Genomic DNA, 12,703 nt, shown 5'->3' with positions numbered 1-12,703 from the left:
CTCCCCGCCCTGTCCAGCGGCCGAAACGTCGACTCCCCCGGAGCTGACCCCGAAATTACCCCTGCTGGTTGGCGTCGCCGTCCGGGGCGCACGCCCGCAACTGCGTCCGGATCCGCTCGACGACCTCGTCCACGGTGCCGTGGCTGGTGAAACCGGCGGCCAGCCGGTGGCCACCGCCACCCAGCTCGACCGCCACCCGGCTGACGTCCGTCGCACCCTTGCTGCGCATGGAGACCGCCCACACGCCGGGGGCGGTCTGCTTGACCACGCAGCTCACGTCAGCCTCGGCGGTGCAGCGCACCGGGTCTATCAGGGCCTCCAGCACGTACGGCCGCTGCTCGTGGCGAGCCAGGTCGTCCAGGGTCGCGTACGTCCAGACCAGGCCCTTCCCGCCGGCCGCCTCGGGCTCCAGCCGGGCCCGCCCGAGCACCTCACCGAAGAGCCGCACCGCGCCGAACGGCCGGCTGTCGAAGACCCGCCGCGAGATGTCGCCCGGCCGGATCCCGGTGGCCAGCAGGCGGGCCGCCATCTCGTGCACGGCAGGTGTGGTCGCCTCGAACCGGAACGAGCCGGTGTCGGTGCTCAACGCCACGTACAGGCACTCGGCGATACCGGCGTCCAGCACCACGCCCAACCGGTCCAGCAGTTGCAGGGCGACCACCGAGGTCGCCGCCGCCGCCGGGTCGACCAGGTGCACGTCACCGAAGCCGCTGTTGGAGGCGTGGTGGTCGAGCACCATCGCGGTGCCCGTCCCGGTCAACCGGTCAACCAGCTCGCCGAGCCGCGACTCACTCGCCGCGTCGAAGCAGATGACCAGATCGGGCTCGGGCTCGGCCTCCGTCGCCGGCACCAGCAGCTCCTGACCGGGCAGACCGCGCAGCGGCTCGGGCACCTCCGGCGGGCCGGGGAAGGTGGCCTGCAACCGGCCCACGCCGAGCTGCCGCAACCCGAGAGCGAAGCCGAGCATGCTGCCCAGTGCGTCGCCGTCCGGGTTCACGTGACAGATCAGCAGTACCCGACCGTCGACGGGCAGCTGTCGCACGGCCGCCACCGCGGCGGCCCAGTCGGCCTCGGTGGGACCGGCGGGCCCCGGCGCGCTCGCACCGGTGGAATCCGTCGCGACGGGCCGGCCGCCAGCGCCCGCACCGCCCCGACCGGGACCGGGCTGCCGGGTCACGGCGAGGTCCGGCCCGGTCAGGGCACCACCGGAGGGAGCGGTCACCGCCGTTCCCCGCCCCGGGCATCGTCGGTGTTCTCGTCGTTGTCGGCCTCGTCGGGTTCGTCCTCGTCGAGGCGGTACGGCTGCGCCTCGCCCGCGTAGTCCGCCTTGGCGGCCAGGCGCTGCACCTCGGCGTCGGCGTTGCGGGCCGCGGCGAGGAGGTCGTCGATGTGCTTGACCTGATCCTGCACGTCGTCGAGCACGAAGGTCAGCGTCGGCGAGTGGCGCAGACCGAGAGCCTTGCCGACCGTGCTGCGCAGCATGCCCTTGGCGCTGTCCAACGCGGCGGCGGTGCTCGCCTGGGCCGCCGCGTCGCCGAGCACGGTGTAGAAGACCGTGGCGTCGCGCAGGTCCGCGGTGATCCGCGCGTCGGTGATCGTGATCATCCCGAGCCGGGGGTCCTTGATCTGACTCCGCACCACCGACGCGACCAGTTCACGCACCCGTTCCGCGTGCCGGCGTACCTTGGCCGGATCCGTCATCTCCGCCACCTCCACGGCGTCCCGCTACCGGCCGGAACCGGCGACGCCGGCGTCACCGGAGCCCGAACCGACCCCAACACTCGAACCCTACCCGCGCCGTCCGTTCGCGGCGTGCGGGGCGGCGGCGGTCAGTCGTCGTCCCCGTGCAACCGGCGACGAACCGAGAGCAGTTCGACCTCCGGACGGCCCACCACCAGACGCTCGCACGAATCGAGCACCTCCCGGGCGTGCGCCGCCTCGGCGGCCACGACCGCCACTCCTATCTCCGCTCGACCGTGCAGGTCGAGCGCCCCCACCTCGGCGGCCGAGACGTCGAAACGGCGAAGCGCCGCGACGATCGGCCGCACGTACGACCTCTTGGCCTTCAGCGACCGGGAGTCCCCGGGCAGCAGCAGGTCGAACACTGCGGTTGCGGTATACATCGGCTACCGACACTACCCGTACCTCACCCCACATGATCAAGGGGTTTACGCCGGTCGGCGTAAACCCCTTGATCAGTGCGTCACCGCAGGATCAGGCGCGAACCTTCTCCCGCATCTCGAAGGTCTCGATCACGTCACCGACCTGGACGTTGTTGTAACCACCCAGAGTCAGACCGCACTCGAAGCCCTCGCGGACCTCCGTCGCGTCGTCCTTGAACCGCTTGAGCGAGCTGATCGTGAGGTTGTCCGCCACGACCGTGCCGTCGCGCAGCAGGCGCGCCTTCGCGTTGCGTCGGATGACACCCGACCGGACGATGCAACCGGAGATGTTGCCGATCTTGGACGAGCGGAACACGTCGCGGATCTCCGCGGTGCCGAGCTCGACCTCCTCGTACTCCGGCTTGAGCAGGCCCTTGAGCGCCGCCTCGATCTCCTCGATGGCCTGGTAGATCACGGTGTAGTACCGGATCTCCACACCCTCGCGGTCGGCCATCTCGCGGACCTTGTTGGAGGCCCGCACGTTGAAGCCGATGATCGTGACCGGCTCCGACGAGGCACTCGCGAGCATGACGTTGCTCTCGGTGATCGCGCCGACGCCCCGGTCGAGGACCTTGAGCTGGACCTCCTCGGGGATGTCGAGGTTGAACAGCGCGTCCTCCAGGGCCTCCACCGAACCGGAGACGTCACCCTTGAGGATGAGGTTGAGCGACGTCTTCTCGCCCTCCTTGAGCTGCTCCATGAGCGTCTCAAGGGTGGCCCGACCACGGGAGTTGGCGAATGCCGCCGCCCGCCGGCGAGCCTGCCGCTGCTCGGCGATCTGCCGCACCGTGCGGTCGTCCGCCGCGGCGAGGAAGGTGTCGCCCGCTCCCGGCACCGCGGTCAGACCGAGGACCATGACCGGACGCGCCGGACCCGCCTCGGAGACCTGGTTGCCGTTCTCGTCGAGCATCGCCCGGACCCGGCCGTGCGCCCCACCGGCGACGATCGAGTCGCCCGCCCGCAGGGTGCCCTTCTGCACCAGCACCGTCGCCACCGCACCACGGCCCTTGTCCAGGTGCGCCTCGATGGCCACACCCTGCGCCGGCCCGTCGATCGGAGCGGTCAGCTCCAGCGACGCGTCGGCGGTGAGCAGCACCGCTTCGAGGAGATCCTCGATGCCGATGCCCGGCTTCGCGGCCACGTTGACGAACATGGTCTCGCCGCCGTACTCCTCGGCGACCAGGCCGTACTCGGTCAGCTGCTGGCGGACCTTGTCCGGGTTCGCCTCCGGCTTGTCGACCTTGTTGACCGCGACCACGATCGGCACCTCGGCCGCCTTGGCGTGGTTCAACGCCTCGATCGTCTGCGGCATGACGCCGTCGTCGGCCGCGACCACCAGGATCACGATGTCCGTCACCTGCGCACCACGGGCACGCATGGCGGTGAACGCCTCGTGACCCGGGGTGTCGATGAAGGTCACCGCGCGGTCCTCGCCCTCGTGCGGCACGTGGACCTGGTAGGCACCGATGTGCTGGGTGATGCCTCCGGCCTCACCGGCGACGACGTTCGCCTTGCGGATCGCGTCGAGCAGCTTGGTCTTACCGTGGTCGACGTGACCCATGACGGTCACCACCGGCGCCCGGCTGACCAGGCGGTCCTCCGCGACCTCGGCGTCGAGATCGATGTTGAACTGCGCGAGCAGCTCGCGATCCTCGTCCTCCGGGCTGACGATCTGCACGTTGAAGCCGAGGTGCTCACCCAGCAGCAGCAGGGTGTCGTCGGAGCACGACTGGGTCGCGGTGACCATCTCGCCCAGGTTGAACATCTCCTGGACCAGCGAACCCGGGTTGGCGTTGATCTTGTCGGCGAAGTCCGACAGCGAGGCGCCACGGGAGAGACGTACCGTCTGCCCCTGACCCCGGGGAGCACCCGAGCTCATGGTCGGGGCCGACAGGTTGTCGAACTCCTGTCTGCGCTGCTTCTTGGACTTACGGCCACGGGTGGGCTTGCCACCCGGACGGCCGAAGGCACCCGCGGCGCCACCGCCACGGCCACGGCCGCCGCCACCCGGGCGACCGCCGCCACCGGCCGGCGCACCCGGACGGAATCCACCGCCACCGGCACCTCCGCCGGGGCCGCCACGGTAGCCACCGCCACCGCCGCCACCACCGGGGCCGCCACGGTAGCCACCGCCACCGCCGCCACCACCGGGGCCGCCACGGTAGCCACCGCCACCGCCGCCACCACCCGGACGACCGGCGCCCCCACCGGGACGACCGGCGCCGGGACCGCCCGGACGACCCGGGCGCTGGCTCGGCATCGACGCCGGGCTCGGCCGCGGCGGCATCGACGCCGGGCTGGGCCGCGGCGGCATCGACGCCGGGCTGGGTCGGGGACCACCGGCACCGGCGGCCGGCGGCCGCTGCTGCTGGCTGCCCTGGATACCGAAGGGGTTGTTACCGGCGCCACGCGCCGGCGGGCGACCCTGCCGGCCACCCGGACCGGGGCTGGGCGCACCGGGGCGACCCGCGGCCGGAGAACCCGGTCGGGGCGGCATCGTGCCAGGACCGGGTCGCGGACCCGGACGGGCACCACCGTCGGCCGGGGGCTCCCGGCGGACGTTCTCCCGCTGCTGCTGGCGGGCGGCCTGCGCGGCCTTGACCGCGGCCTCCTGCTCAGCCTTCAGCGCGGCGGCACGCGCCTCGGCGGCGGCCACCTCGATGTCGTGAGCACTCGCCGGCTTGGCGACCGGGGCCGCCGCGGGCGGCGGACCGGGCACCGGGCCCTTCGGCTTCGGCCCGGGCACCGCCGGACGCCGTGGCGGCGTCGGCTTGGCGGTGACCCGAGGCTCGCCGGAGGTCGGCGACGGGGTCGGAGCCGCGGTCGGAGCCGGTGCTGCCGACGGCGCGGCCGACGGAGCACCGGAGCCACCCGAGGCGACGAACGCGCTGCGCAGCCGTCGGGCGACAGGCGCCTCGACGGTGCTGGACGCGGACTTGACGAACTCGCCCATCTCCTTCAGCTTGGCGAGTACGGTCTTGCTTTCGACCCCGAGCTCTTTTGCAAGCTCGTGTACGCGGGCCTTACCTGCCACTGCACTCCTCACTCCGAGGTCGTGCGGGCAGCACCCGCAGCGACCTCACTCGTGCACTTGAAGCCTGATCATTTCTGGGACTTCATCGTGTGCTCATGTCGGTCGTCCTACCTTGCTAGCGGCCCTCGTCCGGTCGGGTGACCGAACGTGGTGGTTGACGCGTCAGGTACTCCGCGAGGGCCCCGTCATCCGGGACCCCGGCGACGCGCAGCGCGCGCCCGAAGGCACGACGCCGCACTGCCTGCGCGAAGCAGGCCGGATCCGGGTGCATGTTCGCTCCCCGACCCGGCAGCCTGCGGGTCGGATCGGGTCGGAGGCTGAAACCAGCCTCGTCGCCGACCGCGACGATCCGCAGCAGTTCACTGGCCGGTGCACGCCGTCGGCAGCCCACACAGGTGCGCTCCGGCAGCGCGCGTCGTGCCACTGGTGGAAGTCTACCCCTAGCTGCCCGACACCGCTCCGCCCGGTTCCCGGACGTGATCAGCTCCGGCCCCGCCGGCGGGGCCCGCCTGCTCGGCGTCGGAGCGGATGTCGATCCGCCAACCGGTCAGTCGGGCGGCAAGCCGGGCATTCTGCCCCTCCCGCCCGATCGCCAGCGACAGCTGGAAGTCCGGAACCGTCACCCGAGCTGCCCGGTTGGCCAGGTCGACCACCTCGACGCGCAGCGCCTTGGCCGGGGAGAGGGCGTTGCCGACGAAGGTCGCCGGGTCGTCCGACCAGTCGATGATGTCGATCTTCTCACCGTGCAGTTCGCTCATCACGGCCCGGACCCGCTGCCCCATCGGGCCGATGCAGGCGCCCTTGGCGTTGACGCCGGGCGCGGTTGACCGCACCGCGATCTTCGTACGGTGACCCGCCTCACGGGCGATCGCGCCGATCTCGACCGTGCCGTCGGCGATCTCCGGCACCTCCAGGGCGAAGAGCTTCTTCACCAGGTTCGGATGCGTACGGGACAACGTGATCTGCGGGCCACGCATTCCCTTGGCCACGTGCACCACCACGCAGCGGATCCGCTCGCCGTGGGTGTACCGCTCGCCGGGCACCTGCTCCGACTGCGGTAGCACGCCCTCCAACTTGCCCAGGTCGACGGTGACGATGCCCTTCTCGGCCCGCGCCTCGTGGGCCTGCACCACCCCGGTCACCAGGTCGCCGTCGCGACCCACGTACTCACCGAAGTGCGCCTCGTCGGTGGCCTCCCGCAGCCGCTGGAGGATCACCTGCTTGGCGGTCATGGCGGCGATCCGGCCGAAGTCGTGCGGGGTGTCGTCCCACTCCCGCGTCACGGCACCCTCGGGGCCCAGCTCCTGGGCGTAGACCAGGGCCGCGCCGGTCTTCCGGTCGATTTCCACCCGGGCGTGCGGCTCGGCGCCCTCGGTGTGCCGGTACGCGGTCAGCAGCGCGGTCTCGATCGCCGCGAGGATCGTGTCGAACGGGATCTCCCGCTCGCGCTCCAGTGCGCGCAGCGCCGCGAGGTCGATGTTCACCTCTCCTCGTCCTCCACATCATCGTCATCGTCGTCGACGTCTTCTGATTCGGCCAGCTCGTCGAGGCGGGTGAACTCGACCTGCACCCGTCCCGGACCGAGGTCGGCGTAGGTCCACTCCGTGCGGTCCGCGTCGGTCTCCAGCACCACCCGCTCGTCGTCGGCCTCGACCACCCGCCCGGTGACCTGCCGGTCACCACCGGGCTGCCCGGACGACGCGGCGCCCCGCACGGTCACCCGGACCAGCCGGCCCACGTTGCGGCGCCAGTGCCGGGGCAGCGTCAACGGACGATCCACGCCCGGCGAGCTGACCTCGAGCTGGTACTCCCCGGCGACGATGTCGCCGCCGCTCTCCTCCGCCGCGTCCAGGGCGGTGGAGACGGCGCGCGACACGTCGGCGACCGCGTCCAGGTTGATCCCGCCGTCGGCGTCGACGATCACGCGTACCACATGTCGGCGACCGGCTCGGGAGACGGTGAGGTCCTCCAGGTCGTAGCCGGCGGCCTGCACCACCGGCGCGATCACCGAGCGCAGCCGATCGCGGCGGGCGGCAAGGTCACCACGGGCGGCCTGCCCGGCGCGTGCTGCCTGGCCACCGCGGGGTCGCCCCGTCGTCCTGGTGGCACGGCCACGCTGCGTCATCCGAAGAACCCTTCCGCTGCTCGCCGGCCGCCATGCCGGCACGCCACCGGTGCGGACGCGCCGGTGGCTGCGCAGAGCGTAACGCGCCACCGGGGCGACGGCCCGGGCGGCGCACCGACGCCACCGCCGGACACGGGTCGCGGCGATGGTGTTGACTTGTCCGGTGGCGATGGGCAGAACGACTCGGCAGGACGTATCGTCCGAGCTTTCCCGGCGCGCGGTCCTGCGGGTCGGCACGTTCCTGGCGCTCGGCGGGGCCGTGGCGCCGCTGACCGGCTGTGGTCTGCTCGACCGCGAGGAACCGCCGCCGCAGCCGGATCCGCTCGCCCCGCTGCTCGATGAGTCGCTGCGGCTCGCGGCGGGGCTGCGGGCGGCCGCCTCCGCCCACCCCGACCTGGCCGCCCGGCTCGTCCCACTCGCCGAGTCGCACGAGGCGCACGCCGCGGAACTGGCCCGGCTCACCGGCACCGCCATCGCCTCCGGCACGCCCGCGCCCTCCCCGTCCGATTCGCCGCCGGCCGACCCTTCGGCCGCGCTGGCCGCCCTGCGCAAGGCCGAGCGCGCTGGCCGGGAATCGGCGATCCGGGCCTGCGCCGTGGCCCCGGCCGAACGCACCGCGCTGCTCGGGTCCGTCGCCGCCGCGCGGGCCACCCACCTGGAGGCGCTGCGATGAGGAACGAGCGCGGCGAGCGGATCATCCGGTTCAGTGCGGCGCCTCGTCACGGCGCCGGGCGGAGCGAGGTGGGGCGATGAGCGAGTCGGCCGAAGCGCTCGCCGGTGCCCTGACCGCCGAATACGCCGCGATCTGGGCGTACGGGCCCATCGGGGTACGACTCAGCGGCACCGAACGCAAGGCCGCGGTGGAGGCGGAAGCCGCCCACCGGGCCCGCCGGGACGCCCTGGTGATGCAGTTGAGCACCGGTGGCGGCAGCGTCCCACCGGATCGGGCCGGATACGCCCTGCCCTTCCCGGTGACCGACCGGGCCAGCGCGTTGCGCCTCGCGGTGCAGGTCGAGGAGCGCACCGCGGCCTTCTGGCGGGCGGCGCTGCCGGCCAGCACCGGCACCGAGCGTGACCGGGCCCTGGCGGCCCTGGTCGAGTACGCGGTGCGGGCGACGCGGTGGCGGCGCAGCGCCGGGATCACCCCGTTGACCGTGCCGTTCCCGGGCCGCCCGGCCTGAACCGGCGCCCGGTGACGGGCGAGGTCACACCCGTTCCGGTTGCGGTCGGCATACCAGGTATGCATACTCCGGTTCCATGTCCATCCGCCACGGCCTGCTCGCCCTGCTCGAACGCGGGCAGATGTACGGCTACCAGTTGCGAGCCGCCTTCGAGGAGTCGACCGGCTCGACCTGGCCGCTGAACATCGGGCAGGTCTACACCACGCTGTCCCGGCTGGAGCGGGACGGTCTGGTGAGGTCCCTGCCGGAGAGCGAGGCCGGCCAGCGGCCGTACGAGATCACCGACGCCGGGCGGGCGGACCTGGCCCTGTGGTTCGCCACCCCGATCAGCCGGAACGACCGGCCCCGCGACGAGTTGGCGATCAAGCTGGCGCTGGCGTTGACCACCCCCGGCGTGGACGTCCGCGCGGTGGTGCAGACGCAACGGACCGCCACCATGCGCACCCTTCAGGAGTTGACCCGGCTGAAATACTCCAGTGACAGTCCGGAGGACCTGCCGTGGCGGCTGGTGCTGGACGCCATGGTCTTCCAGGCCGAGGCCGAGGTGCGCTGGCTCGACCACTGCGAGACCAGCCTGGTACGGCACCGCCCCCCGGCCCCCGGCCCAGCGCCCCTCTCCGAGGCGGTGGGCCATAGTGGTGAGGAGGCACGACGGTGACCACCGCGGGTGGGCGGGTGCCTGCCGCTCCCGATCCCCGGGCCGCGTCCGGCTCCACCGCGCCCTCCGACAATGCCGTCCCCGACTCGGCCGGGGAGGCCGTGCTCGACCTGCGTGACGTGCATCGCACACACGGCAGCGGCCCGGCCGCGGTGCACGCCCTGCGCGGGGTGAGCCTGGCCGTGCACCCCGGCGAGCTGGTCGCCGTGATGGGCCCCTCCGGCTCCGGCAAGTCCACCCTGCTCACCCTGGCCGGCGGCCTGGACAGCCCGACCGCCGGAGAGGTGCACGTGGAGGGGCAGCCGCTGCACGCCCTGGACCGTCGCGGGCTGGCGCGGCTGCGACGGCGTCGCATCGGGTACATCTTCCAGAACCTGAACCTCATCGGCAGCCTGACCGCCGCGGAGAACGTCGCCCTCCCCCTCGAACTGGACGGCACCGGCGTACGCGCGGCTCGTCGGCTGGCGCTCGACGCCCTGACCGAGGTGGGCCTGTCGGAGCTGGGCGACCGGTTTCCGGACCAGCTCTCCGGTGGCCAGCAGCAGCGCGTCGCCATCGCCCGGGCACTGGTCGGGCAGCGGCGTCTCGTGCTGGCCGACGAGCCGACCGGCGCGCTGGACTCGCAGACCGGGGAGGCGGTGCTGCGGCTGCTGCGCCGCCGGGTCGACGCCGGAGCCGCAGGGGTGCTGGTCACCCACGAGGCCCGCCACGCCGCCTGGGCAGACCGGGTGGTCTTCCTGCGCGACGGCGTGACGGTCGACTCGACCGCCCCGTTGGCCGGCGTCGAGGCCCTGCTCAGCGGCAGCGGCCGGTGAGCGGCCGACCACCCGGGCTGAGCAGCGGCGCACGGCTGGCGGAGACGCTCGGATCGTGGCGGGCGGCGCTGCGCATCGCCCGGCGCGAGGCGAAGCGGGCCCGCGGGCGGACCGCACTGGTACTGGCGATGATCATTCTGCCGGTACTGGCACTGAGCTTCATCGCGGTCAGTGTGGACATGTCCCGGTTGACCCCGAGCGAGCAGATGGAACGGCGGCTCGGCGACGCCGACGCGGAGCTGCAGGTGGTCAGCCGCGCCCCGGTCGAGCAAAATGCCGACGGCACCGGCTGGTCCTCCGTCGAGGACGACGGAAAGGCACTGGGACCGGTCACCCCGGAGCAGGTCACCGCGCTGCTTCCGGCCGGCAGCCGGGTGCTGCCGGTACGCCGCTGGGTGCCGTTCACCGTCTGGCACGGCGAGCGGGTCCGTGACGACATCACCGCCAACGCGATCGACCTGACCGATCCCCTCGGGCGCGGGCTCGCCCGGATCCACCGGGGCCGGGCGCCGGCCACCGCCGAGGAGATCGCGGTGAACCTGGCCGCCCGCCGCAGCCTCGGCGTCGACATCGGCGATCGTGTCGCCGCCGGGGACGGCACGCGCAGCTGGACGGTCGTCGGGGTGGCCGAACTCCCTGAGCACCTGTCCCCGATGGTCATCATTCACCCGGCGGGGGCACCGCCGGAGACCGAGGCGGGAGGTCTGTTCCTGGCCGATCTGCCCGGCCCGGTCACCGAGGAACTGTTCCGGCATCTCAACCAGAACGGCGTCGTGGTGGCAGCCCGGGCAGCCGCGCCACCGGCGACGCTCGACCCGGCGACCGACTCGCCGTTCTCCGGAATGAGCGTGGAGGACGTCAGCGCCGGGGTGTTGATCGGCGGGCTGGGCCTGCTCGAGGTGGTGCTGCTGGTGGGGCCCGCGTTCGCCGTCGGGGTACGCCGCCGCCGTCGGGAACTCGCACTGGTCGCGGTGGCCGGCGGCGACGCGGCGCAACTGCGCCGGGTGGTACTCGCCGACGGGGTCGTGCTGGGCGTCGTCGGCGCCGCGACCGGTGTCGCCCTCGGGGTGGCCGCGGCGTTCGCCGGCCGGCCGCTGGTCGAGCAGTTCATTTTCCAGCACCGCTTCGGCGGTTACCGCGCCTGGCCCGAGGCGCTGGTCGTGATCGCGCTCGTCGCGGTGCTGGCCGGGGTGCTGGCCGCGCTGGCACCGGCGTGGACGGCCGCCCGACAGGACGTGGTGGCCGGACTGGCCGGACGCCGCACCCCGCCGGCAAACCGCCGCCGGTGGCTCACCATCGGCATCCTGCTGGCCGGCGGCGGCACCGTCGTGGCCGCGTTCGGTGCCGTCGTCACCTCCCAGGCGGTCATTCTCGCCGGGCTGGTCCTCGGCGAACTCGGCCTGGTCTTCGCCACCCCGACGCTGGTCGGGCTGCTGGCCCGACTCGGTCGGATCCTCCCGCTGGCCCCTCGGATCGCGGTCCGCGACGCCAGCCGCAACCGCGCGTCGGCGGCCCCGGCCATCTCCGCCGTGATGGCCGCGGTCGCCGGCAGCGTCGCCCTCGGTCTCTTCCTGGCCAGCGACGAGGCCCGCTCCGATCAGCGGAATCTCTCCATGCTTCCGGAACACACCGTCCTGGTCACCACCAACGGCGATCCCGCGTCGAGCGCCCCACCCAGCCTCGCCAAGATCGCCGGCCCCGCCCGGGAGCTGCTCGGCGCCGGCACGATCGCCCCGCTGGTGGAGGCGGGCTGCCCGCCGGACTTCTACACCTGCACCATCACCGCGACCATGCCCCGGGAGCGGGCCTGCCCCTGGCAGCCGTACGAACCGCTCAGTGCGGCCGACCAGCTCCGGGCCCGCGCCGACCACCGCTGTCAGGGCCCCGCCGACGACCACTACGGTCCGTACCTGCGCGTCGCCGTGGACGATGGGACGGCGTTGCCGCTGCTCACCGGGGTCGCCCCGCCCGACGCCGCAGCCGCCACCGCCACGCTGCGTTCCGGTGGCGCGGTGGTCACCGACGCCCGTTTCCTGCGCGAGAACCGACTGGATCTGCGGGTTGAGTACGGCGACGAGACGCGGACGGGACAGACCGCCACGGTGCCCGGGCACGTGCTGGACACCGCGCTCGGCGGGCACTGGCTGCTGCTCTCCCCCGCCGCCGCCGACAAGCTCGGGCTCGCCACCCGGCAGATCGGCTGGGCGTTGGACGCCCAGCAACCGCCGGAACAACAGCGGCAGGACGATTTCGCCGCCGCGCTCCGTCCACTCGGCTCGGCAGGAGTCGCCCTGGAGCAGGAGCGGGACCACGACGGCACCCGGCCGCTGCTGCTGTTGCTGGCGGCGGTCTCGGCGGCGGTCACCGTCGGCGCCGCCGGCATCGCCACCGGCCTGGCCGCCGCCGAGGGACGGACCGATCTGTCCACCCTCGCCGCGGTCGGCGCCGGCCCGGGCGTACGCCGTCTGCTGTCGCTCTGCCAGGCCGGCCTGATCGCGGTGCTCGGCTCCGCCCTGGGCATCGTCGCCGGCCTCGCCTCGGCCCTGATCGTGCTCGCCTTCACCAACCGACGCTACGCCGACGCCTGGCCGATCGAACCGCCGTACCCGCTGGTGATGCCGTGGCTGACCATTGCCGTGCTGGTCGCGGTACCGCTGGTGGCGATGGTCGGTGCGGCTCTGTTCACCCGCTCACGACTACCGGTGGAACGCCGCCTGGACTGACCGCC

The 12,703-nt window shown here is 73.2% G+C and carries 12 protein-coding genes; 5 read left to right on the top strand and 7 right to left on the bottom strand.

The genetic code is table 11. The features are described 5' to 3' along the window. Positions 1–55: 55 nt before the first annotated feature. From SM447_RS02135 to rimP, 7 genes are all read right to left on the bottom strand, one after another. Positions 56–1,051 carry a DHH family phosphoesterase gene (locus tag SM447_RS02135; protein WP_474571240.1) on the bottom strand — a complete coding sequence of 332 codons (996 nt, stop codon included), beginning with the start codon at positions 1,049–1,051 and terminating at the stop codon, positions 56–58. Between the two features lie 167 nt (positions 1,052–1,218). Beyond that, on the bottom strand, positions 1,219–1,701 hold the full coding sequence (gene rbfA, locus SM447_RS02130; protein ID WP_474570989.1) for a 30S ribosome-binding factor RbfA: 483 nt from the start codon (positions 1,699–1,701) through the stop codon (positions 1,219–1,221). 128 nt (positions 1,702–1,829) lie between these two features. Then, positions 1,830–2,123: a DUF503 domain-containing protein gene (locus SM447_RS02125; protein WP_474570988.1), complete on the bottom strand. Its 294-nt coding sequence runs from the start codon at positions 2,121–2,123 to the stop codon at positions 1,830–1,832. A 91-nt stretch (positions 2,124–2,214) separates the two neighbouring features. After that, entirely contained in the window at positions 2,215–5,196 is a 2,982-nt protein-coding gene (gene infB / locus SM447_RS02120; protein WP_474570987.1) for a translation initiation factor IF-2, read from the bottom strand. A gap of 115 nt (positions 5,197–5,311) precedes the next feature. Then, positions 5,312–5,620, bottom strand: coding sequence for a YlxR family protein (locus tag SM447_RS02115; protein ID WP_474570986.1), 309 nt, complete (start codon positions 5,618–5,620; stop codon positions 5,312–5,314). Between the two features lie 16 nt (positions 5,621–5,636). Further along, on the bottom strand, positions 5,637–6,680 hold the full coding sequence (nusA, locus tag SM447_RS02110) for a transcription termination factor NusA (protein ID WP_474570985.1): 1,044 nt from the start codon (positions 6,678–6,680) through the stop codon (positions 5,637–5,639). Next, positions 6,677–7,321 carry a ribosome maturation factor RimP gene (gene rimP / locus SM447_RS02105; protein WP_474570984.1) on the bottom strand — a complete coding sequence of 215 codons (645 nt, stop codon included), beginning with the start codon at positions 7,319–7,321 and terminating at the stop codon, positions 6,677–6,679. The genes nusA and rimP overlap by 4 nt, the downstream gene beginning before the upstream one ends. Positions 7,322–7,490: 169 nt before the next feature. On the opposite strand from rimP, the gene SM447_RS02100 reads away from it, so the two are divergent. The 5 genes from SM447_RS02100 to SM447_RS02080 all read left to right on the top strand — a co-directional run bounded on the left by SM447_RS02100 (position 7,491) and on the right by SM447_RS02080 (position 12,698). Then, entirely contained in the window at positions 7,491–7,994 is a 504-nt protein-coding gene (locus SM447_RS02100) for a hypothetical protein (RefSeq protein WP_474570983.1), read from the top strand. Positions 7,995–8,070: 76 nt separating this feature from the next. After that, entirely contained in the window at positions 8,071–8,502 is a 432-nt protein-coding gene (locus tag SM447_RS02095; RefSeq protein ID WP_474570982.1) for a ferritin-like domain-containing protein, read from the top strand. Positions 8,503–8,578: 76 nt separating this feature from the next. Next, positions 8,579–9,160, top strand: a complete 582-nt coding sequence (locus tag SM447_RS02090; protein WP_474570981.1) for a PadR family transcriptional regulator — start codon at positions 8,579–8,581, stop codon at positions 9,158–9,160. A 101-nt stretch (positions 9,161–9,261) separates the two neighbouring features. Then, positions 9,262–9,975 (top strand): ABC transporter ATP-binding protein, encoded by a 714-nt coding sequence (locus SM447_RS02085; protein ID WP_474571239.1) that lies wholly within the window; start codon positions 9,262–9,264, stop codon positions 9,973–9,975. Continuing rightward, positions 9,972–12,698, top strand: a complete 2,727-nt coding sequence (locus tag SM447_RS02080; protein ID WP_474570980.1) for an FtsX-like permease family protein — start codon at positions 9,972–9,974, stop codon at positions 12,696–12,698. Before SM447_RS02085 ends, SM447_RS02080 begins: the two co-directional genes overlap by 4 nt. The last annotated feature ends 5 nt before the right edge of the window (positions 12,699–12,703 follow it).

Source organism: Micromonospora aridisoli (assembly GCF_056150025.1).
Note: the sequence above shows the minus strand (reverse complement) of the source record. Positions and strands in the feature narration are given on the sequence as shown.